The organism is Sphingomonas sp. Leaf198, from assembly GCF_001424005.1.
GTDB lineage: Bacteria > Pseudomonadota > Alphaproteobacteria > Sphingomonadales > Sphingomonadaceae > Sphingomonas.
Genome location: NZ_LMPX01000001.1, coordinates 665,927 through 684,172, shown reverse-complemented (window position 1 = coordinate 684,172; position 18,246 = coordinate 665,927). Strand labels below are relative to the sequence as shown.

At 65.9% G+C, this 18,246-nt stretch carries 20 protein-coding genes, 1 other RNA gene and 1 pseudogene; 6 read left to right on the top strand and 16 right to left on the bottom strand.

From position 1 onward, the window contains the following. Positions 1–62: 62 nt before the first annotated feature. The 5 genes from ASG20_RS03145 to ASG20_RS03125 form a co-directional block, all read right to left on the bottom strand. On the bottom strand, positions 63–428 hold the full coding sequence (locus tag ASG20_RS03145) for a response regulator (RefSeq protein WP_056048393.1): 366 nt from the start codon (positions 426–428) through the stop codon (positions 63–65). 103 nt (positions 429–531) lie between these two features. Further along, positions 532–960: a chemotaxis protein CheW gene (locus ASG20_RS03140; protein WP_056048390.1), complete on the bottom strand. Its 429-nt coding sequence runs from the start codon at positions 958–960 to the stop codon at positions 532–534. Continuing rightward, positions 957–3,266 (bottom strand): chemotaxis protein CheA, encoded by a 2,310-nt coding sequence (locus tag ASG20_RS03135; RefSeq protein ID WP_056048387.1) that lies wholly within the window; start codon positions 3,264–3,266, stop codon positions 957–959. Before ASG20_RS03135 ends, ASG20_RS03140 begins: the two co-directional genes overlap by 4 nt. A gap of 119 nt (positions 3,267–3,385) precedes the next feature. After that, on the bottom strand, positions 3,386–4,030 hold the full coding sequence (locus tag ASG20_RS03130) for a histidine phosphotransferase family protein (RefSeq protein WP_056048383.1): 645 nt from the start codon (positions 4,028–4,030) through the stop codon (positions 3,386–3,388). 266 nt (positions 4,031–4,296) lie between these two features. Beyond that, the gene (locus ASG20_RS03125; protein WP_056048381.1) at positions 4,297–4,692 is read right to left on the bottom strand and encodes a Mov34/MPN/PAD-1 family protein; all 396 of its coding nucleotides are present in this window, start codon (positions 4,690–4,692) and stop codon (positions 4,297–4,299) included. Between the two features lie 17 nt (positions 4,693–4,709). On the opposite strand from ASG20_RS03125, the gene ASG20_RS03120 reads away from it, so the two are divergent. The 4 genes from ASG20_RS03120 to mtgA are packed head-to-tail and all read left to right on the top strand — an operon-like array spanning position 4,710 to position 8,571. Further along, positions 4,710–5,657 (top strand): RluA family pseudouridine synthase, encoded by a 948-nt coding sequence (locus ASG20_RS03120; RefSeq protein ID WP_056048378.1) that lies wholly within the window; start codon positions 4,710–4,712, stop codon positions 5,655–5,657. 57 nt (positions 5,658–5,714) lie between these two features. Continuing rightward, entirely contained in the window at positions 5,715–6,617 is a 903-nt protein-coding gene (gene rpoH, locus ASG20_RS03115; protein WP_056048373.1) for an RNA polymerase sigma factor RpoH, read from the top strand. 1 nt (position 6,618) lies between these two features. Then, entirely contained in the window at positions 6,619–7,890 is a 1,272-nt protein-coding gene (locus ASG20_RS03110) for a flavin monoamine oxidase family protein (protein ID WP_056048370.1), read from the top strand. A gap of 9 nt (positions 7,891–7,899) precedes the next feature. Continuing rightward, positions 7,900–8,571 (top strand): monofunctional biosynthetic peptidoglycan transglycosylase, encoded by a 672-nt coding sequence (gene mtgA, locus ASG20_RS03105; protein ID WP_056048368.1) that lies wholly within the window; start codon positions 7,900–7,902, stop codon positions 8,569–8,571. Between the two features lie 217 nt (positions 8,572–8,788). On the opposite strand, the gene ASG20_RS03100 is transcribed toward mtgA, so the two are convergent. From ASG20_RS03100 to ASG20_RS03065, 9 genes are all read right to left on the bottom strand, one after another. Then, positions 8,789–9,031: a hypothetical protein gene (locus ASG20_RS03100; protein WP_056048365.1), complete on the bottom strand. Its 243-nt coding sequence runs from the start codon at positions 9,029–9,031 to the stop codon at positions 8,789–8,791. A gap of 80 nt (positions 9,032–9,111) precedes the next feature. After that, positions 9,112–9,435, bottom strand: coding sequence for a YbaB/EbfC family nucleoid-associated protein (locus ASG20_RS03095; protein ID WP_056048362.1), 324 nt, complete (start codon positions 9,433–9,435; stop codon positions 9,112–9,114). Then, the gene (locus ASG20_RS03090) at positions 9,432–11,126 is read right to left on the bottom strand and encodes a DNA polymerase III subunit gamma/tau (RefSeq protein WP_056048358.1); all 1,695 of its coding nucleotides are present in this window, start codon (positions 11,124–11,126) and stop codon (positions 9,432–9,434) included. Before ASG20_RS03090 ends, ASG20_RS03095 begins: the two co-directional genes overlap by 4 nt. Before the next feature lie 341 nt (positions 11,127–11,467). Next, positions 11,468–11,561: signal recognition particle sRNA small type (gene ffs, locus ASG20_RS18870), an RNA gene on the bottom strand. A 58-nt stretch (positions 11,562–11,619) separates the two neighbouring features. Beyond that, positions 11,620–11,859, bottom strand: coding sequence for a hypothetical protein (locus tag ASG20_RS03085; protein ID WP_056048354.1), 240 nt, complete (start codon positions 11,857–11,859; stop codon positions 11,620–11,622). Positions 11,860–11,953: 94 nt separating this feature from the next. Beyond that, a complete protein-coding gene (locus tag ASG20_RS03080) occupies positions 11,954–12,274 on the bottom strand; it encodes a hypothetical protein (RefSeq protein ID WP_056048352.1) in 321 nt (106 codons plus the stop codon). Positions 12,275–12,384: 110 nt separating this feature from the next. Continuing rightward, positions 12,385–12,690, bottom strand: a complete 306-nt coding sequence (locus tag ASG20_RS03075; protein WP_443025891.1) for a 2Fe-2S iron-sulfur cluster-binding protein — start codon at positions 12,688–12,690, stop codon at positions 12,385–12,387. Further along, on the bottom strand, positions 12,687–13,772 hold the full coding sequence (locus tag ASG20_RS03070; protein WP_056048346.1) for a cysteine desulfurase family protein: 1,086 nt from the start codon (positions 13,770–13,772) through the stop codon (positions 12,687–12,689). The genes ASG20_RS03075 and ASG20_RS03070 overlap by 4 nt, the downstream gene beginning before the upstream one ends. Next, a complete protein-coding gene (locus tag ASG20_RS03065) occupies positions 13,769–14,779 on the bottom strand; it encodes a cysteine desulfurase family protein (protein ID WP_269083206.1) in 1,011 nt (336 codons plus the stop codon). Before ASG20_RS03065 ends, ASG20_RS03070 begins: the two co-directional genes overlap by 4 nt. On the opposite strand from ASG20_RS03065, the pseudogene ASG20_RS03060 reads away from it, so the two are divergent. Further along, a pseudogene (locus ASG20_RS03060) lies at positions 14,663–15,550 on the top strand (alpha/beta hydrolase); the annotation flags it as partial. The gene ASG20_RS03065 and the pseudogene ASG20_RS03060 overlap by 117 nt on opposite strands. Positions 15,551–15,692: 142 nt before the next feature. Here the strand turns inward: ASG20_RS03060 and ASG20_RS03055 are convergent. Then, positions 15,693–15,872 carry a hypothetical protein gene (locus tag ASG20_RS03055; RefSeq protein WP_056048339.1) on the bottom strand — a complete coding sequence of 60 codons (180 nt, stop codon included), beginning with the start codon at positions 15,870–15,872 and terminating at the stop codon, positions 15,693–15,695. Further along, the gene (locus tag ASG20_RS03050; RefSeq protein WP_201780663.1) at positions 15,869–16,831 is read right to left on the bottom strand and encodes a threonine ammonia-lyase; all 963 of its coding nucleotides are present in this window, start codon (positions 16,829–16,831) and stop codon (positions 15,869–15,871) included. Before ASG20_RS03050 ends, ASG20_RS03055 begins: the two co-directional genes overlap by 4 nt. Positions 16,832–16,968: 137 nt before the next feature. Between ASG20_RS03050 and ASG20_RS03045 the strand changes: the two genes are divergently transcribed. Then, positions 16,969–18,204, top strand: coding sequence for a type III PLP-dependent enzyme (locus ASG20_RS03045; RefSeq protein WP_056048333.1), 1,236 nt, complete (start codon positions 16,969–16,971; stop codon positions 18,202–18,204). Positions 18,205–18,246: the final 42 nt, after the last annotated feature.

Sequence of the window (18,246 nt, the reverse complement as noted above, 5' to 3'; positions counted from 1 at the left end):
TAGAAACGTCCGCGATGCGCCGTGGAGAGGGATGAGGCCGGGCCGTCATCGAATCGCTCGGATCAGGCCATGCCGACGATCTGGAGCTTCGATTCGAGCGTGTCACGGTCGAACGGCTTCATGACGTACTCGTCCGCGCCAGCTTCGATCGCGGCGCGGATATAGGCCATGCCGTTTTCAGTGGTGCAGAACACGACCTTAGGACGGCGCGGGACATCCGCCTCGCGCAGCGCACGCAGGAAATCCATGCCGTTCATGACCGGCATATTCCAGTCGAGCAGGATCACGTCGGGTACCGACGCCATGCAGGCCTGCAGCGCCTCGCGTCCGTCGCACGCTTCGGTGACGGTGAACTCGAGCGTCTCGAGGATGTGACGGGCGACCTTTCGGATCACCTTCGAATCATCGACGACAAGACAGGTCTTCATCAAAAGCCTTCCGGGGAAATCGTTGGGGTGATGATAGCCCGCAAACCGTAAGCGGCGGGTTAAGGGTAGCGGATCAACCGCTTTTTCCCGTCACGCCGCTGGCTCACGCCACCAGCGTGGACGCGGGGATGAGCGCGGCCAGATCGACGATCAGCAACGGTTCGCCATCGCGCTCGACGATCCCCGTCCCCGCCGTGGCCCAGCCGTGCTGCAATGCCAGACCCGGCGACAGAGCGAGTCGCTGGAACGGCGCAACATCTTCGACCGAGTCGACCAGGATCGCATAATGATGCCCCTCGACCATCGTGATTACCGCGCGTCGTGCAGTGTCGGGCGTCGGCGCCAGCCCGAGCGCAGTCCCCGTGTCGATGACCGTGACGACCCGGCTACGCAGCGCAGCCAGACCGCGGACGAACGTGTCGGCCCGCGGCACCGCGACGATATCGCCGATATCGACCACCGAATCGACCTGCGCCGCATCGATCGCGACTCCGCGCCCCGCGATGTGCGCGACCAAGAACAGATCGCTCATTGCGCTCTCCGTGCCGCGATCGCCGCGATCAGCGCGGGCCGATCGTACCGATAGATGCTGCCATCATCGTCGCCTTCGGCCGTGCGGAAGCGCCGGAGCATGACCACCGGCGCGGCGGTCTCGCGGACCGGCGCATCCTCCATCGCCAACGCGACCGCCGCGGTTTCTCCCGCTGCGAGTGCCGTGACGCAACGATAGCCCGATGCCTCCAGCGCGGGCTTGAGGAACGTCTCCATCCAGCCCGACCCGTCGACCTGCAACAGGCAGACCGGCGGCGCCGCAGCCTTCATCGGTTCGCCGGCGAACAACGCGTGCGGATCGACTAGTTCGACCGGCTCGCCGTCGATCAGCACGACCCCCGCGATCGGTCCGCCACCCCCAGGAATCGCCTGGCGCGCCGGGGCGACTTCCGCCGGCAATTCGACGATCTCGATAGCGTCGGTGATCGCGTACGCCATTTCGCTCTCGCCATCGGTAAGCCGCAATACGGACACGTCGGCACGGCCGCCGAACTCGCCGACCGCGTAGAGCGGAACGAGGGCACCGCCGACCGACAGTCGCATGGCGCCGCCGCTCCACCGGATCGCGTCGGTCGGAACGACTTCGACCCGGTCGATCACAGCAAGCGCGATCGCGCGCCGCTGACCGTCCAGATCGTCGAACAACAAGGCGGGAATGCCCGGTACGACCGCTTCTTCCGCCGCCGCATGGTTTGCCAACGTCGGCGCGAACCGCAGCCCTGCGACCGCGGCAATTCCCGACGTGTCGAGCAGCAGCATCGGCAGACCGTTGTCGGGAAGCGTCTTGCCCGCATAGACGCCGGTCGCCATCACCGCGGGCGACGCCGGCTTCACCACCAGTTCTTCGGTATCGACGACGCTGTCGACTCCGAGCGCATACTCCCCCTCACGGGTCGAAACGATGACCAGCGTCGGCGGCGGTCCCGCCCCCAGTCCGAACAGCGATGCGAGTGCCACCATCGGCATGCGACGTCCGCGCACGGTGACGGCCGCCGCATCGCCGATCGTCTCGATCCGGACCTGATCCCCGCGGACCGTCACGATCTCCTCGATCGACTGGCGCGGAATCGCGAACCGCTGCGTACCGACGCCGATGACGATCGTCGACAGGATGGACAACGTCAGCGGCACATGAACGACGATCCGCAGCCCATGGCCGGGATCGTTGGTCAGGGCGATCCGGCCACCGATCTGGTCGATATTCGCGCGAACCACGTCCATGCCCACGCCGCGGCCCGAGATGGCGGTCACTTCGTCGCGGCTCGATAGCCCAGGTGCGAAGATGAGGTCGAGCTTGGCCGTGTCGCTCATCGCTGCGAGTTCGGCCGCCGAATACAGCTTCTGCTGCTCCGCCTTCGCGACGATCCGCGCGACGTCGATGCCGCGTCCGTCGTCGGCGATCTCGATCAGGATCTGGTTGCCGGACTGACGTGCCGACACCACCAGACGGCCAGTTTCCGACTTGCCCGCGGCGCGGCGCATCGCCGGCACCTCGATGCCGTGGTCGATGGCATTGCGAACGATGTGGACGAGCGGATCGCGCATCAATTCGATCATCTCGCGGTCGAGCTCGACGTCCGCGCCTTCGATGACGAGATGGACCGCCTTGCCCAGTTCCGCGCTCGTGTCGCGGACCATGCGTGGCAAGGCGGAGAACAGCGCGTCGACCTTCTGCATGCGCGTCCGGGTGACCGTATCGCGCATATCGGCCACCGTCAGCGACAGGCGTTCGAGCGCGGCCTCGACCTGGGGATCGACGCTGCTCTCGCTGTCGCGCAACCGTCGGGCGAGCTCGTTGCGTGCCAGCACCATCTCGGACATACCGCTCATCATGTGATCGAGCAGATCGACGTTTAGGCGGACGCTCCGGCTCGCGGCGCGGCTTTGCGGTGCGCTGGCCACATGCACCAGCGGTTTTGCGTCCGGTGCGAGCGCGGCGATCAACAGGCTTTCGCTGGTATCGTCGAGCGACGCACCAGCATCGATCGCCTCGACGAGTTCGCCGATCCGGTCGACGATCGCCAGCACCGCGTTGACCATCGCCGTATCGGGAACGCGCGACCCATCGCGCACCGCTGCCAGGACGTCCTCCGCCGCGTGGCTTAGGCGACCCAGCCGCGGCAGATCGAGGAACCCGCAGCTGCCCTTGACGGTGTGGACGAAGCGAAAGATCGAATCGAGCCGGGTGCGATCGGCGGGGTCCGATTCCCACGCGACGATTTCGCCGGAGATCGCCTCCAGCGTTTCGCGCGTCTCGGCAATGAAGTCCTCTAGCAAATCGTCCATGCGCGCCCCGCGTTTCAGACACGGTCATGCCTAGCGGAGGTTAAGGGCGCGTTAGTGTCGATGTAGGTCTTCGACCGCGACGCCCGAGCCTGTGGGGACCGGTTTCGTCGCGGAACGGGTCAGCGCGCGTCGAAGACTGCGCCGAAAATCATGATACCGTCAGCCGGTTCGGACACGATCACCGTACCGCCGGCCTCCTGGACCAGAGTGTTAATCAGATAGGCCGCCGCCGCGCGCGGCGTGACGCTGTGCTGGCCTTCGCCTTCGACCAGCGTCCGGCGGATTTCTGGATCGAGCACGATCTTGGCGCCTTCGATCTTGACGACGATCTCGAGCTGGCCCTCGTTATCTTCGCCGCCGACCTCCATCGTGCCGCCGCGCACCAGCGATTCGGTGGCGACCAGCACGAGGTTGAGCAGCACCTTCACCGCGGACTTGGGCATCGCCGACGTCTCGACCGCCCAGACGAACGTGATCCGCTTGTTCTCCGCGACCAGCCCCTCGATCGCCGAGCGCGCTTCGCGTGTGTCGACGGCCTCGCCAAACCCGCCGGCCGCGCCAAAGGCCAGGCGGAAGAATTTCAGCTTGCTGGCCGACACCCGCGCGCTGTCGTGGAGCAATTCCATACACCGCTCGCGCATCGCCGGATCGGTTTCGTCGGCGAGCAACTCGAGGCCATTGTTGAGCGCCCCTACCGGCGACAGCAGATCGTGGCATAGGCGCGAACATAGCAGGCTCGCGAAATCGACCGGGCTGACCGTCATGAAAATCCCCTAATTCTGGAGCGTCTTGTGGCGACCGGGCGGCAAGTGCGCAATGCCAACTTCGCATGCCGTGCATGGAAGCATCAGGAAAGGCGCCGCCCTAATTCCTCATACCCGGGAGGGGGAGCCACCGCCTTACTTCCCCCCTGCCTGAAAGGGAGGGGGCGGGGGTGGGTCGGCCGGTTTGATTCACGACCGATAGATATGCGGAAGCCAATTCACCCCCAGCCCCTGCCTTTCAGGGAGGCGGGAGAAGGTCTGCGTCGCTAGCCAACGACCTCGATCGCCTCCTCGACAAACGCCCCCACATCAGTCGATCGCCACGCCCGCGCCACACCGCCGCCCAGAATCACCCAAACCGCCCCGTCCCCCATAGCCTGCGCCGCATCCCGAGGAGACGGAACCGGCAAACCGGACGGATGCGAATGGTAGTGGCCGATGACCGCCAGCCCCCCGGCCCAAGCCCGGCGATGCGCCGCAAACAAGTCCACCGGATTGATCTCGAAAGCCCGCGCAGGATTAGCCGCCACGTTCGTACACACCTCCGCCATCTCGATCCGCTCCGCCGCCCCGAACAACAGTCCACACACCTCCGCATCCGGCGACGCGGCCGCCTCTGCGACCAACCGCTGCAGCAATTCGCTTGAAATCGTCACGCTCATCGCCACATCGGTAGGACATGGACCGGGGGGTTTCCATCGTCGAAGCATCGATTACGCCGGCTACGGATGGCTGGAGGCTGGATCGTGCACTCGCCGAAGTGCTCCCCGACATGTCGCGGGAGCGGCTGAAGGGGCTGATTGCCGCGGGCCAAGTGTCGCTCAACGGTCGCGAGTGGCGCGATTCGGCGAAGAAAGCGGCGGCAGGCCAGGTTTTCGCGGTTGCGATCCCTCCGCCGACGCCGCTGCACAACGAAGCGCAGGATATCCCGCTCGTCGTCGCTTACGAAGACGACGACCTGATCGTGATCGACAAGCCCGCCGGCCTCGTCGTCCACCCCGCTGCGGGCAATTTCGACGGGACGCTCGTCAACGCGCTGCTCCACCACTGCGCCGGCAATTTGTCGGGCATCGGCGGCGTCGCGCGACCGGGCATCGTCCACCGCATCGACAAGGACACGTCGGGGCTGATGATCGCCGCCAAGACGGACCGCGCGCACGAGGGGCTCGCCAAGCAGTTCCACGACCACAGCATAGACCGCCGCTACAAGGCGATCGTTGGTGGCATCCCCCGCCCGCCGAGCGGGACGGTCAACGCACCGCTCGCGCGGAGTCCGCAGAACCGCAAGAAGATCGCGATCGTCGAAGGCGGCAAGCGCGCCGTGACGCATTTCTCGACTATAAAGACTCTGCGCGATGCGGCGCTGATCGAATGCCGGCTCGAGACGGGCCGGACGCACCAAGTGCGTGTGCACATGGCGTCGATCGGCCACGCCTTGTTGGGGGACCCGGTCTATGGTAGAACAAAGCAAGCTCAGAAATCGCTGCTCGAAACGCTCGGTTTCCGCCGCCAGGCCTTGCACGCGGCGCACCTGGGGTTCATCCATCCGGTGAAAAGCATCGCTTTGGCGTTCGAAAGCGAAATGCCCGCAGACATGCAGGAACTGTTCACCCAGCTTCACGTATAGATAATCGACACCATGCCGCAGTGCGGCAATCGGGGTCAGCAGAAAGGGATTACGACAATGGCAGCCCGCTCCAACGTTCCAGCGACGATTCCTGCGCTCGGCAGCGAGGCGGGTCTCAATCGCTATCTCGCCGAGATCAAGAAATTCCCGCTGCTGAAACCCGAACAGGAATATATGCTCGCCAAGCGCTTTCAGGAGCATGGCGACACCGAGGCTGCGGCGCAGCTGGTGACCTCGCATCTCCGTCTCGTGGCGAAGATCGCGATGGGTTATCGCGGCTATGGCCTGCCGACATCGGAACTGATCTCCGAGGGTAATATCGGCCTCATGCAGGGCGTGAAGAAGTTCGAGCCCGAGCGTGGTTTCCGTCTCGCCACCTATGCAATGTGGTGGATTCGCGCTTCGATCCAGGAATATATCCTGCGGTCGTGGAGCCTCGTGAAGATGGGCACCACCGCAGCGCAGAAAAAGCTGTTCTTCAACCTGCGTCGTATGAAGAGCCGCCTCGACGCATTCGAGGATGGCGACCTGCGCCCTGAGCACGTCACCAAGATTGCTACCGACCTGGGTGTCGCGGAGACCGACGTCGTCAGCATGAACCGCCGCATGGCGATGGGCGGCGACACGTCGCTCAACGTGCCGATGCGCGAGGACGGCGAAGGCCAGTGGCAGGATTGGCTGCAGGACGATGCGCCGTTGCAGGACAAGATCGTCGCCGACGCGCAGGAGGCGGACGTCCGTCACTCGATGCTGGTGTCGGCGATGGACGACCTCAACGAGCGTGAGCAGCATATCCTGACCGAGCGTCGCCTGACCGACGATCCCAAGACGCTCGAGGAATTGTCGCAGGTCTACGGGGTGTCGCGCGAGCGCGTGCGGCAGATCGAGGTGCGCGCGTTCGAGAAGCTGCAAAAGGCGATGATGCGGATCGCCGGCGAGAAGCGCCTGCTGGCGGCGTAATATGGTGCGCACCGTCGTCATCGGCGGCGGTGCGGCCGGTATTGCTGGGGCGCGGACGCTGCACGATGCTGGGCGGGATGTCTTGCTGCTCGAGGCTGGCGATCGTCTCGGCGGCCGTGCGCACAGCCTATCCCTGAAAAGCTTGTTCTCCCGCGAAGGCGGGAGCCCAGACTGGACCCCCGCCTTCGCGGGGGAACATGTTGACGCGGGTTGCGGATGGCTTCACTCCGCCAAGCGCAATCCCTGGACGAACACAGCTGAAGCCACTGGCTTTTCGGTAGACCGGTCCGACGCCAACTGGCGCACCCAGTGGCGCGACCTCGGCTTCCCGCACGAAGACCAGACCGCTTCCGCCACCGCCTACCAGGACTGGAACCAACGCGCCCTCGCCGCCCTCGAAGGCCCCGACCGCCCCCTCTCCGACTTCATCGCCCCCGACGACAAATGGCGCCCGAAGATCGACGCGATCTCAGGCTACGCCAACGGCGCAAACCTCACGCAAGTCTCGCTCTACGACTGGGCCGCCTACGAAAACGCCGCCACCGACGACAACTGGACCGTCAAGGAAGGCTACGGCACGCTCGTCACCAGCTACGCCGCCGGCCTGAACATCCGCCTGTCGACCCCGGTCACGCGCATCGACCACAGCGGCCGCCGCCTCAAACTCGATACCCCCGTCGGCACGATCGAGGCGGATCACGTCGTCGTCTGCGTCCCCACCACCGTCCTCGCCAGATCGCAGATCGTCTTCGACCCGCCGCTCCCCGACAAGCACGCCGCCGCCGCAGACCTCCCGCTCGGCCTCGCGGACAAGGTGTTCCTCCACGTCGACCGCCCCGAATGGCCGACCAACGCGCATCTGATCGGCAATCCCTATACCGCGTGCACCGCCAGCCACCGCCTGTCGCCGTTCGGCTGGCCGATCGTCGAAAGCTTCTTCGGCGGCGATTGCGCGGAGATGCTGGAGGACGGTGGCGCCGCGCAGTTCGCGATCGACGAACTCGTCGGGCTGCTCGGCAGCGACTGGCGCAAGCGCTTCACGACGCTCGCCGCGACCCGCTGGCGCCACGAGCCCTATATCGGCGGCAGCTACAGCCACGCGCGCATCGGCCGGACTGGCAAGCGCGCCGTCCTAGCCGCGCCGGTCGATGGTCGCATCCATTTCGCCGGCGAGGCGTGCCACCCGTTCGACTTCTCCACCGCGCACGGCGCCTACGAGACCGGCGTCATGGCAGCACGCGCAGTTATTGGCGCCTGCGCATCGATCGCATAAGGAGCGCCGATGGGCTTCTTCCGCATTTTCGCCAAGATCATCTTCGGGTTCGTCCTGATCACGGTCGCGTGGGTGGGTATCTACCGGTTCGTGCCGGTGCCGTTCACCTGGACGATGATGGGCGATGTCCTCAACGGCCACGGCGTGACCAAAGACTGGATGCCGCTGTCGGAGATGGACCCGGACATGGCGCGCGCGGCGATCGCTGGCGAGGATTCGCGGTTCTGTTCGCATCATGGCTTCGATTTCAGGGCGATGGCGGGGGCGGCGGCGCGCAATGCGCAGGGCGGGCGCATTCGTGGCGGCTCGACGATCAGCCAGCAGACCGCGAAGAACGCGTTCCTGTTCCAAGGCGGCGGCTATGTGCGGAAGGCGTTCGAGGCGTATTTTACCGTGCTGATCGAGGCGCTGTGGGGGAAACGGCGGATCATGGAGGTATATCTCAACATCGCCGAGACCGGGATAGGGACGTACGGCGCGAATGCCGGGGCGATCCGGTATTTCAACCACGACGCTTCGCGGCTGTCGCCGACTGAGGCGGGGCGGATTGCCGCCGTCTTGCCGTTGCCCAAGAAGCGGGCTGCGATCGATCCGCATGGGTTTGTGCGGAAGCACGGGAATACGCTGTCGCGGCGGGTTTCCGTTGTCCGGAACAATGGGTTGGATAGCTGCCTGCGGTGAGGGCGCTGAAACGCTCCACTGTGGACACCACCCCGGCGAAGGCCGGGGCCCAGTTGGAAAGGTTGCTGTGATGAAGCGCAATGCTCAATCAGTTATGTCTCCCAACTGGGCCCCGGCCTTCGCCGGGGTGGCGGCCTAAATTCCTCACGGCCCTTTGTTCTCCCGCGAAGCCGGGAGCCCAGTCTCGGTCCCCGCCTTCGCGGGGAAACAGTCTAGTTTACTGCGTCGACTTCTCGACCGCGTCGCCGGCCTTGTCGGCTGCACTGCCGACGCTCTTCGCCGCCGAGGTAATCGCGGCATCCTTGCTGTTCTGCGCGCCTTGGCGGCTGAACAGATAATAGCCACCGATCAGGACCGCGATCAGCAGGACGATGCCGATCAGCATGCCGCTACCGCCGCCGCGGCGTTCGATGATCGTGGTGTGGGTGGTCGGCGTTTCGACGATGCGCTCTTCGGCCATGTTCACTCTCCCTGATTACTGGAGAGCGCAACGCCGGCCGAAGAACGATCGTTCCCGCGCGGAAACGAACCCGATTTGGTTCAGAACGGCAGCTTGAAGCCTGGCGGCAGTTGCAGGCCGCTGGTCATCTTCGACATCTCGCTGCCCGATACCGCGTCGGCCTTCGCGCGCGCGTCGTTGAAGGCGGCCGTGAGAAGGTCCTCCAGCATCTGCTTCTCGTTCACCTGCATCAGCGAATCGTCGATCGCGATGTTGATGATGCGGCCCTTGGCAGAGGCCTTCACCTTGACGAGACCGCCGCCGGACGCGCCCTCGACCTCGATCGTATCGAGGCTGGCCTGCGCCTTTTCCAACTCGCTCTGCACGTTCTGCGCCATGGCGAGGATTTCATCGATATTCTTCATGCGTTGCTCCTTTGGCCGGGCCAATTTTCCATCTTGGTATCCGGGAACGCTTCACGCGCCGCCCGGACCAATGGCGAATCCCAATATTTAAGCCGGTTCGCCTCTTCCGCGGTATCGGCCTGTTCTTTCAGCGTCGGCTCGCCGGGCGCGTCAACGATCGACACTTTCCACACGGTCCGCGTCACCGTCTTCAACAGCGTGTTGAGTTCGGCGAGCGTGTCGGCGGAGACCGGGCGGCTGCCGCTGAGTGCGAATTCGGGCGGCGAGTAACTGACAACGCGTGCGCCGTGGCGAAGGCGCGCGGCGATCGCGAGACCGCCTGATGAGTCGAGCAGATCGACCAGCGCCTCGAACGTCGGCGGCAGGATCGGGCCGGTCGCGACGGGTTCGGGCGCCTTCGCAGCGGATCCAGCGTTCCAGGGCGGCGCTTCGCCGGAAGGAGGTGTAGGTGGCGGCGGCGCCGTTGGTGCAGCCGCGGGGGTCGTACCGCTGGCGATCTGGCGCGCTAACTCACCGGGGTCGGGCAGCGTCGAGGCGTAGATCGCACGCAACAGCGCCATCTCCGCCGCCTCGATCGGCAGCGCGGCCTTGGCGACCTCGTCATGGCCCTTGAGGAAGAGCTGCCATAGGCGGTGCAGCGCGGGATAGCCGAGCGATGCCGCCCATTCCTCGCGTGCCGCACGCTCTTCCATCGGCTGCGCGGCATCCGCCGGCGTGCCGACCTTGGTCAGCGTGATGCCGTGGACGGTCTCGAGCAGCGACCGCAGCACCGACAGCGGGTCGACGCCATAATCATATTGGCGGCGCATGGAGGCGAGCGCCCCTGCCCCGTCGCCGGCGAGGATCAGCGTCAGCAGATCGCGCACCGCGCCGCGATCCGACAGGCCGAGCATCTGGCGCACCGCATCCGCCGTCACGCCGCCGCCTTCGAGCCCGGCATGCGCGATCGCCTGGTCGAGGATCGACAGGCCGTCGCGGGCCGAGCCTTCCGCAGCACGCGCGATCAGCATCAGCGCTTCAGGGTCGGCGACGACGCCTTCCTCAGCGGAAACCCACGCAAAATGCTTGGCAAGCTGTTCGGCGGAGATGCGGCGCAGGTCGAATCGCTGGCAGCGCGAGAGCACCGTCACCGGGACCTTGTTCACTTCGGTCGTCGCGAACAGGAATTTCACATGGGGGGGCGGCTCTTCCAGCGTCTTCAGCAGCGCGTTGAACGCGTTCTTCGACAGCATGTGGACTTCGTCGATGATGTAGATCTTGAAGCGCGCGGTGACCGCCGAATAGCGCGATGCGTCGATGATCTCGCGGACGTCGTCGACGCCGGTGTGGCTCGCGGCGTCCATCTCGATCACGTCGATATGACGGCCCTCGGCGATCGCGCAGCAGGGTTCGCAGACGCCGCAAGGGTCGATCGTCGGGCCGCCGTCGCCGTCGGGGCCGATGCAGTTGAGTGCCTTGGCGATCAGGCGGGCGGTCGAGGTCTTTCCCACGCCGCGGACGCCGGTCATCAGGAAAGCGTGCGCGAGCCGGTCGCGCTTGATCGCGTTGCCGAGCGTCTGGACCATCGCGTCCTGGCCGATCAGTTCGGAAAAGGTCTGCGGACGGTATTTACGCGCGAGTACGCGGTAGGCGGGGGCGTCCGGTGCTTTCACCGGCTGCGGGGGTTCGCCCAGGTCGAAGGAATCTGACATTGGGGGCGTCATAGCGGGTGCTGCGCGTGCTGTCGAAGGGGACGGAAGTTCACAAAGTGCACACGCTGGAAAGGGTCTGCACTTCGGCGCGGCGGGAGGCCGGCGCGTGGCTTGTCGGAACCTGTGATGTGGGCAGTGCGGGTCATGTGCGGCTTATGCCACAACGACGCGATGTAGGATAATGATTTGGAACGTTGCGGGAACATCGGGCGCGGTTTAGGCCCGGTTCCGCTTGGGCGACTGTCTAACTGAGAAGTTTAGAAGTGCGATGCGGCTTAGCCGCATCGTCAGTCGGCGCTTTGCGCCGCTGGCCGCGCTCACATGTCGGTACGACATGTTCGCGGTGGGAGCCGGGACGACCCGTGGCTGGGTCGTTGTGGCTGCTTCCTTCCGGATCTGACCAAGTTGGCGACGACCACGTCCGCCCGACTCCCGCGGCGCATATGGCGGGGTCGGGCGGGATGATCAAGCCGCTTTAGTGGCGGCCGTCCGATCAGCGACGAACGCGGACCGTGCGGCAGACGCGCTGGCGGTGATGGTTGCGGTACACGTTGCGGCAGACCTGGCGCGTTCGCACGGCGTGGCGACGGTAGCCGGGACGGCGATCGTCGTGGCGAACGACGGTGCGCTCATGGACGACGGTGCGCTGGGCCGAGGCTTCGGCGGCGATGCCGACGGGGGCGAGACCGGTGAGCGCGACAAGGCCGGCGGCGGCGAGGGTGAACAACTTCATGGGACTTCTCCTGATGGGTGCGGGTTCTGATGACCCCTGCAACCTATGTTACCAACCTAGAGGCTGTCGGTGCGGTTCCGTATCGGCGCGGGAATTACCGTTCGAAACAGCGACGGACCGGGCCGTAATAGCCGCGCTCGATCCGGCAGACGACGCGCGACCGACCGTAACCGCGCGGGCCGCGATAACCGTAGCCGCCGCCACGATAACCGTCGCGGTAGCCGCGATAGCCGCGGCGCGGGCCATCCCAGCCGCGCCGGTCATCCCAGCCGCGCCCCTCATGCCGACCACGATCGTGCCAGCCGGGGCCGTCGCGAGGACCGTCCCATCCATAACGCTGCGCGTCGGCGGGTGCCGAGGCGACCAGGGTTCCCGTGGCCAGCGCGCCAGCGGCGAACATTGCGATGATCTTCATGTCCGGTACTCCTCTCGAGACCTCGTACATTGAGGCGATGAGGGAGTAGTGTGCCTCTGGCCGTGCACGTTCCCTGAACCGGCCGTTGTCTTCCTGTAAGCTTTGCTGACCTAAGCGGGGATCCGCACGGTCAAGCCGTCGAGCGTATCAGTCAGGCGGATCTGGCAGGCGAGACGGCTGGTGCGCGTCGCGTTGTGTGCGAGATCGAGCATGTCCTCCTCGTCCTCGCTTGCGGGGTTGAGCTTTGGGAAGTCGGCGGCGTCGACGATGACGTGGCAGGTCGCGCAGGCGAGCTGGCCTTCGCAAGTACCTTCTAGCGGCTGGTTGTCGGCTTGCGCGACGTCGAGCAGGCGGTCGCCGGGGTTGGCCGCAACGCTGCTGATGGTGCCGTCGCGGGCGATGAAGTGGACGATCATGGCCATTGCGCCTCGGCTGCGGCGACGATCGCATCGATGGCGTCGCGGAGTTCGGTTTCGGTGGTGTAGCGGCCGAAGCCGAGGCGGATGCTGGACCGCGCCTGCGCTTCGGTGAGGCCGATCGCGCGGAGGACGTGGCTGGAGCGGCCGGATCCGCTCGCGCAGGCGGACCCGGCGGAGAAGGCGATGTCGCGGAGGTCGGACATCAGCCGGTTCACGTCGAGGTTTGCGCGGCGGATGTTGAGGTTGCCGTGGTAGCGGTGTTCGGTCGAGCCGTTGATCGTCCAGCCGGGGCCGAGGCGGTCGAGCGCGAGCGACCAAAGGCGGTCGATGTGCGCGGCGTCCTGGGCCTTGCGGTCGACCATGAGCCGCGCGGCGACGCCGAAGCCTGCGCAGAGAGCTGGCGACAGCGTGCCGGAGCGACCGGGGGCTTCCTGCCCGCCGCCGTGCATCAGCGGCGCGAGATCGACGCCGTCGCGGATCCAGAGTGCGCCGATGCCCTTGGGGCCGTGGATCTTGTGCGCGGAAATGGCGATCAGGTCGACGGTGTCGGGGATCGGAACGCGGCCATAGCCTTGCACCGCGTCGCAGAGCATCAGCGCGCCGGATGCGTGGGCGATCTCGGCAAGCGCGGCGACCGGTTGCGTGACGCCGATCTCGTTGTTGACGAGCATCGCGGCAACGAGACCGGTGCCGGGTTGGATCACGGCGCGGGCTTGGTCGAGGTCGACCACGCCATCGGGGCCGACGGGGATAACCGTGACTGGGCGCGCCCTCGCCGCTTCGGCTGCGACCGTGTCGAGGACGGCGGCGTGTTCGGTGGCAAGCGTGACGATCGGGCCGGTCGTGCCCTTGATCGCCCAGTTCAGTGCTTCGGTGGCGCCGCCGGTAAAGGCGATGCGGCCGCCGGGGGGGAGCAACTCAGCAACCTGATCTCGCGCGACTTCAACGGCGACTTTTGCGCGGCGGCCTTCGCGGTGGGGGGAGTGCGGGTTGGCATGCTGTGATTCGAGCCAGGGGAGCATTGCCGCGAGGGCTTCTGGCGCGAGGGGGGTGGTTGCCTGGTAGTCGAGGTAGATCATGCCCCCAGTCTCCCAGGGCGCTTTATGTCCTGGGCGATCCGCGTCCAGGCTTCGGCGAACTTCGCGACGTCTTCGGGTGTCGTGGTCCAGCCGAAGCTGACGCGGACGACTTCGGCAGCGGCTTCGGCGGAATAGCTCATCGCGGCGAGGACGTGGCTAGGGCGCATGCTGCCCGACGAGCACGCGCTGCCCGCGGAGACGGCGAACCCGGCCATGTCGAGGCGGATCAGCTGGGCGGCGGAACTGACGCCGGGCATGCGGTAGGAGGTGATCGTGGGGATGCGGGGGGAGTTTTGCGCCACGATCTCGCCGCCGCTCGCGAGGATGGCTTCGTCGAGTTCGGCGCGAAGGTCGGCCATGTCGGCGAACCAGTCGCGAGGCGCTTCGAGTGCGGCGGCGAAGCCCAGCGCGCCGGGCAGGTTCTCGGTGCCGCCGCGGTAGCCTCGCTCCTGCCCGCCAGTCGGGTCGAGCAGACCGAGATCGCGGACCAGCAGCGCGCCGATACCGGGAGGGCCGCCGAGCTTGTGCGCGGAGACGATGATAAGGTCGGCTTCGGGGAGCGGGAGCTTGCCAGCTGTCTGCGAGCAATCGGCTATCCAGAGACCGGTGGGGCGATCCTGGAGAACGCCTGTTTCGCTGTTCGCGGACTGGAGCGCGATCGCCTGGGCGCTCTCCCCGTTCACGACGATACCGCCTGCGTCGACGTCCAGCATTACAGGCTGTTCGGCCGCGCGGAGGACCGCATCATGCTCGACCGCCGCCGCCGCAACACCGGGTCGCCCACGTAGCGCCAACGCCGCAGACTCGCTCGCGCCGCTGGTCAGGATCACGTGATGCGGCCAGTCCAGCGCCTTGGCGATCCGCTTCCGCGCGTCCTCCAACGCGGCCCGTGCGGCACGGCCCTCGGCATGCGGCGAGGACGGGTTCGCCCAGCGCGCCATGCCCTCCATCACCGCCGCGACGGCCTCGGGGCGCATCGGCGTGGTGGCGGCATGATCGAGGTAGATGCGGGCTTCGGTACGGGCCAGGGTCGGTTCCAATTGCGAAAAGGGGCGCGGACCTTATATAGCGTCGATAATCCGGCACTCCACCCGAGTGCGTATCCCAGCTCGCGAGTGCCTATGCCAGAAGTCATTTTCCCCGGTCCCGAAGGCCGTCTCGAAGGTCGTTTTGCGCCGGGGCCTCGTCCGCGCGCGCCTGTCGCGATGATCCTGCACCCGCATCCGTCGGCCGGTGGCACGATGAACAACGCGATCGTGCAGCAGCTCTACAAGACCTTCCAGCGGCGCGGGTTTGCGACTTTGCGGTTCAACTTCCGCGGCGTCGGCAAGAGCCAGGGCGTGTTCGACAACGGCGTCGGCGAGTTGAGCGATGCGGCGAGCGCACTCGACTGGGTGCAGAGCTTCCATCCCGAGGCGCAGACGACCTGGATCGCGGGCGTCAGCTTCGGCGCGTGGATCGGCATGCAGCTGCTGATGCGCCGTCCCGAGATCCGCGGGTTCATCTCGGTCGCACCGCCGGCCAACCTGTACGACTTCACGTTCCTGGCACCATGCCCGTCGAGCGGGATCATCATTCAGGGCGAGGCCGACGAGGTTGCGACGCCGGGGGCTACGCAGAAGCTGGTGGATAAGCTGCGGACGCAGAAGCACATCACGATCCATCATGATACGATCCCGAAGGCGAACCACTTCTTCGAGCATGAAATGCCGGAGTTGATGGGGAGCGTGGACAAGTATCTGGATATGCGTCTCGACCCGAACTCGCCGATCCGGTGATTCCTTCTCCCCTCGGGGAGAAGGTGGCGCGCGAGCGTCGGATGAGGGGGAGTTGGGGATCGATACGCTCTCGCCAACTCCCCTCTCCCTTCCCACCGCAAGCGCGGCGGGCCCCTTCCCTCTCCCCGCAGGGGCGAGGGAGTTAGAGGGTCCAGATCGCTACGTTGGCCAGCAGGACTGCGGCCATTATCAGCATGAGTACGCCCTTCTTCGTGTCGCGCTTCTTGGCGATCAGCGCGATACCGCCGATCAGGCAGGCGAACATGCCTAGCATCGCTATGGCAGGCGCTGCTGTGGCGATCGAAGTCAGTGCGGCGTTCATGCGGCCATCGCCTTGGCATAGGCGGCGAGGTCGACGTTGCCGCCGGACAGAATGACTAGCAGGCCGGGTTCGAGCTTCACCTTGCCAGAAAGTACCGCCGCCAACCCGACCGCGCCGCCGGGTTCGATCACCAGCCGCAGTTTCTCCGCCGCCCAGCGCTGTGCAGCCGCGATCTCCGACTCGCTGACCGCCACACCAGTCGCATCGCGGCGGGAGAGGACGTCGAAGGTCAGCGGCGACACGCGCAGGGTCTGGAGCGAGTCGCAGGCGGTTGGCGGCGGGTTGGGGCCGACGGGTTCGATCCACGATGCCTCCAGCGAGCGGCGCATGTCGTCCCAGCCTTCGGGTTCGACGACGGTGATCGCGCTGTCCTTCAACGCCAGCGCGATGCCGGCCGAGAGACCGCCACCGCCGCAGGGGATCACCACCCGGCTTGGCACGCCCATCCCCAATGTCGCCATCTGTGCGGCTGCTTCTATCCCGGCACTCCCCTGCCCCTCGATGATCCACGGATCGTCGAAGCTCGGCACCAGCGTCGCGCCTCGCGCTTCGGCCAGCCCTGCGGCGATCGTCTCGCGGCTTTCGGTGGCGCGGTCGTAGGTGACCACCTCCGCGCCCAGTGCCAACGTCGATTCGCGCTTCAGTCGCGGTGCGTCCGACGGCATCACGATCGTCGCCGCGATGCCCAGCCGCTTCGCCGCCCACGCCACGCCCTGCGCGTGATTGCCTGAGGAGAACGCGACGACGCCTTTTTGTCGCGTCGCCTCGTCCAAGGCGGTGAGCCGATGCCACGCGCCACGAATCTTGAAGGCGCCGATTGGTTGCAACGACTCGGCCTTGAAAGCGACCGGTACGCCCTTGATTTCACTGACGAACAGTGGCGTCGGCGGGAGTATCCGGGCGATCTTCTCCGCGGCGTCCCGCACCCCTGCCCGCGTCGGTTGTCGCAAAATCGTCACACGCCGTCTCCTATCTGCCAAACGCTATTTACATGGGGGGCGCGTAACCCTAGATCGCGCTTCCGCTGCCCCATGGGACTTCCAACCGCAAGGCAGTGTTTTTGTAATTTGTCTCAGGACATTGGAGGTCCCTTGAATTGGTCAAGCATCATATCGCGCTGGGGTTAGCGAAAGCCCATTCGACCGCCGACACCTCCCACATCGGGAGCGGCATCGACATCGCTAAAGGGCGTCCGGTCAATCCGGTCACGCTCGTTCGTCCGCACGCTGCTGCGCGCGCCGCTCGGTTCTTCGTCGAGAAGTTCCCGGGTCGCTCGATGTATGCGGTAAAGGCGAACCCGTCTCCCGAACTCCTGCAGATCCTGTGGGACAATGGCATCACGCATTACGACGTGGCGTCGATTGCCGAAGTGCGCCTGGTCGCACGGACGCTGCCGCAGGCGACCCTGTGCTTCATGCACCCGGTCAAGGCCGAGGAAGCGATCGCCGAGGCGTATTTCACGCACGGCGTCCGGACGTTCAGCCTCGACAGCCTCGAAGAGCTCGACAAGGTCGTTCGCGCTACCCGCGAAGCCACCGACCTGACGCTTTGCGTTCGGTTGCGTGTGTCGTCCGAGCATTCGAAGCTGAGCCTCGCGTCGAAGTTCGGTGCGGCCCCGCACGAAGCCAAAGAGCTGCTGTTCGCGGCGCGTCAGGCAGCGGACGCACTCGGCATCTGCTTCCACGTTGGTTCGCAGGCGATGACCCCCGAGGCGTATTCGAACGCGATGGAGCGCGTCCGTGCGGCGATCGTCGAGGCGGCGGTCACGGTCGACGTCATCGACGTCGGCGGCGGCTTCCCGTCGTCGTATCCCGGCATGGAGCCCCCGCCGCTCGAGCATTTCTTCGAGACGATCCATCGTGCGTTCGAATCGCTGCCTGTCAGCTATTCGTCCGAGTTGTGGTGCGAGCCGGGCCGGGCGCTGTGCGCGGAATATTCGTCGATCATCGTCCGCGTCGAGAAGCGTCGCGGAACCGAGCTGTACATCAACGACGGTGCGTATGGCGCGCTGTTCGATGCGGCGCATATCGGCTGGCGTTTCCCGACCGAGTTGCTCCGCGAGCCGGACAGCCGTGCGAAGGACATGGAGTTCAGCTTCTACGGTCCGACGTGCGACGACATGGACTATATGGTCGGCCCGTTCATGCTGCCCGCGGACACGAAGGCCGGCGATTACATCGAGATCGGCATGCTCGGCGCGTACGGCTCGGCGATGCGGACCGCGTTCAACGGGTTCGGATCGGACGAGACGGTGATCGTCACCGACGAGCCGATGGTCTCGTTGTACGACGAACGGTTCCAGGACCTCGCGTCGAACGTCGTCAAGCTGTAACCAACACCAAGTAATCGTTCGCTCTTCGTCTTCCCCTCCCGC

Bases quoted from the DNA above. Each gene is read 5' to 3' on its own strand.
- ASG20_RS03135 (WP_056048387.1), bottom strand. From the start codon at position 3,266: ATGGACGATTTGCTAGAGGACTTCATTGCCGAGACGCGCGAAACGCTG.
- ASG20_RS03120 (WP_056048378.1), top strand. From the start codon at position 4,710: ATGGACCGGGGGGTTTCCATCGTCGAAGCATCGATTACGCCGGCTACG.
- ASG20_RS03145 (WP_056048393.1), bottom strand. From the start codon at position 428: ATGAAGACCTGTCTTGTCGTCGATGATTCGAAGGTGATCCGAAAGGTC.
- ASG20_RS03090 (WP_056048358.1), bottom strand. From the start codon at position 11,126: ATGTCAGATTCCTTCGACCTGGGCGAACCCCCGCAGCCGGTGAAAGCA.
- ASG20_RS03055 (WP_056048339.1), bottom strand. From the start codon at position 15,872: ATGAACGCCGCACTGACTTCGATCGCCACAGCAGCGCCTGCCATAGCG.
- ASG20_RS03070 (WP_056048346.1), bottom strand. From the start codon at position 13,772: ATGATCTACCTCGACTACCAGGCAACCACCCCCCTCGCGCCAGAAGCC.
- ASG20_RS03085 (WP_056048354.1), bottom strand. From the start codon at position 11,859: ATGAAGTTGTTCACCCTCGCCGCCGCCGGCCTTGTCGCGCTCACCGGT.
- ASG20_RS03075 (WP_443025891.1), bottom strand. From the start codon at position 12,690: ATGATCGTCCACTTCATCGCCCGCGACGGCACCATCAGCAGCGTTGCG.
- ASG20_RS03140 (WP_056048390.1), bottom strand. From the start codon at position 960: ATGAGCGATCTGTTCTTGGTCGCGCACATCGCGGGGCGCGGAGTCGCG.
- ASG20_RS03100 (WP_056048365.1), bottom strand. From the start codon at position 9,031: ATGGCCGAAGAGCGCATCGTCGAAACGCCGACCACCCACACCACGATC.
- ASG20_RS03110 (WP_056048370.1), top strand. From the start codon at position 6,619: ATGGTGCGCACCGTCGTCATCGGCGGCGGTGCGGCCGGTATTGCTGGG.
- mtgA (WP_056048368.1), top strand. From the start codon at position 7,900: ATGGGCTTCTTCCGCATTTTCGCCAAGATCATCTTCGGGTTCGTCCTG.
- ASG20_RS03095 (WP_056048362.1), bottom strand. From the start codon at position 9,435: ATGAAGAATATCGATGAAATCCTCGCCATGGCGCAGAACGTGCAGAGC.
- ASG20_RS03080 (WP_056048352.1), bottom strand. From the start codon at position 12,274: ATGAAGATCATCGCAATGTTCGCCGCTGGCGCGCTGGCCACGGGAACC.
- ASG20_RS03125 (WP_056048381.1), bottom strand. From the start codon at position 4,692: ATGAGCGTGACGATTTCAAGCGAATTGCTGCAGCGGTTGGTCGCAGAG.
- ASG20_RS03130 (WP_056048383.1), bottom strand. From the start codon at position 4,030: ATGACGGTCAGCCCGGTCGATTTCGCGAGCCTGCTATGTTCGCGCCTA.
- rpoH (WP_056048373.1), top strand. From the start codon at position 5,715: ATGGCAGCCCGCTCCAACGTTCCAGCGACGATTCCTGCGCTCGGCAGC.